General features: G+C 47.7%; 1 protein-coding gene. It reads right to left on the bottom strand.

Going from position 1 to position 1993, the window contains the following annotated elements:
* Positions 1 to 140 precede the first annotated feature (140 nt).
* A complete protein-coding gene (locus G598_RS18795) occupies positions 141 to 485 on the bottom strand; it encodes a helix-turn-helix domain-containing protein (protein WP_051180393.1) in 345 nt (114 codons plus the stop codon).
* Positions 486 to 1993 lie beyond the last annotated feature (1508 nt).

Genomic DNA, 1993 nt, shown 5'->3' on the forward strand with positions numbered 1-1993 from the left:
AAGTACGAGCAATTTTAAGCTTTTTCCCATAGAAAAGGCGGCCCTTTCGGACCGCTTTTCTTATGGCAAAAAAACTTACACACTTATCTTGACAAACGAAGAAGAATAGCTTCGGGGATTTATTACGTCTGTGAGGAGAGTCACAGCGCATTTTTTTGCGGCTGTTTTTGGGTTTTCTTGTCAGACCGGATTATTGCATCAATAATGTTCTTTGAATGTTCCGTAAGCTGTGGATAGTTTTTTATCACATACTGCAGGCGTTTGTCCATTTGATTATTGGGCGCAGGGAAAAAATAATTCACATTGACCTGCAATGCCTGGGCAATACTGGCCAGTTCGCCCATTTTCATACTGGGACTATATCCACGTTCCCAGTTTGAAATAACCTGTGACGACTTGCCAATTTTTTGGGCAAGCTGAATCTGCGTCAATCCAAGTTCAATGCGCCGCTGTCGTATATAATATCCTACATTGACATTATCCATGTTGTCCTCACTGAATCGTATTGTTATATGAGCCACTTAGTGAACATGGGGAAGGATTTGATTCCGTCATGCCTACTGCCCTTATGCCTACACAAACGCGTCATAAGGGAGAAAGTGGCTCAATATTTATTTTAGCACATTTACCAGTGGTCATAAAGCCGTTATAAAGCAGAACTACCGCTAAAATAATTCCTGACAGATATACTCGCATACTTTTTGTGGTGGAGGAATTTGTCGGTAATTTTTTGGTGTCTGTGCTGACGTGGACAGGCATTGCCTGTCCACCCGAGCAGCCGGACACAAACCAAATACGCATGAACGACGAGCAGGCTTGCCGAACCCTTCTGGTCATATCGAGGCAATGCGGGCAGGAGTGGAGATGTGCCAGTGGCACATCGACTTGCGGCGCGAGTTATCCTGCTCCACTCTCGCTGGCCGCCATAGTCGCCCCGACCGCAGGGAGGGTTGCCAAGCCCCCTGTCCCCCTAATCCGCAGCACCTTATTCCCCGCCTGACCGAGGAGCCACAGCACCGCAGGGCAGGAAATCGGGGGAAAGAGGGTAGGCCCCGCTTGTCGGGGCCGTAGGGGGAAAGGGGGCGGAGAGTGGACGCGGATGCGTCCACGTGCAGAGACGGCCCCCTGCCCGCAGTGCTGTCCCGCAAGTTTCCGATTTTGACCGACAACGCCACGGCCTGCGGATGCCGGATTGTATCTTGCGGGAGGTGCAAGGCACGTCCCGCCACACGAACCTGATGCAATATCCAGTTGAAAACCGTTTACCGAAATCAAAAATGACTGGTCAAGTGAGCAGGTGTCTGTGGCGACGTGGATAGGATATGCCGGACTGCGCAGGCAGGCCAGCATTCCTGTCCACCAAAGCTGGAACACCGCAGGGCGGGCAACGCATGATGCGAGTTGACTAAATATGACAAAAAAGAGGTTTGACTGCATTGAAGAAAGCAGCCAAACCTTCACTGAGAATTTTTTAGTTACATCACAACTTTTCCTGATTATACATGAAAAAATGTCGGGTTATTATCGGGTTGTCAACTTAAAAGGTAATACTAAATTATGCAATCCCATAACAATGACTAATTCCGTCAGCCCCCATATTATAAGGGAATACAAACTTATAACATCTTATCCAATTTGCGAATATGGCCTCAAAATCTGCCGTTGGCAACAACGTATCGGTTCAAGTCCGATCGCCGGCACCATTTGAAATTCAAGGCTCCGTGAGATTCTCACGGGGCTTTTTTTGTTGTATAAACGAGAATATATACCGAATTGGTCAAAATTAATTGGCTAGATTTTGGCTAAAATCTCCTGACCAATAATGGCGATTTTCACCCGGCTCCAACACCCAACCTGGAGAAGGACGTGGAAGAAATCAGCTACCGTTTATTTGCTAGGGTTGAACCTCCCCCACTTATAGAAGTGGGGGATTCTTGAGAAGTTTGATACACGGACTAACGCCCGACAGACATATCCCAAAGGAGTTAGCTGT

Source organism: Selenomonas ruminantium subsp. ruminantium ATCC 12561, from assembly GCF_000424065.1.
GTDB classification, from domain to species: domain Bacteria; phylum Bacillota; class Negativicutes; order Selenomonadales; family Selenomonadaceae; genus Selenomonas_A; species Selenomonas_A ruminantium.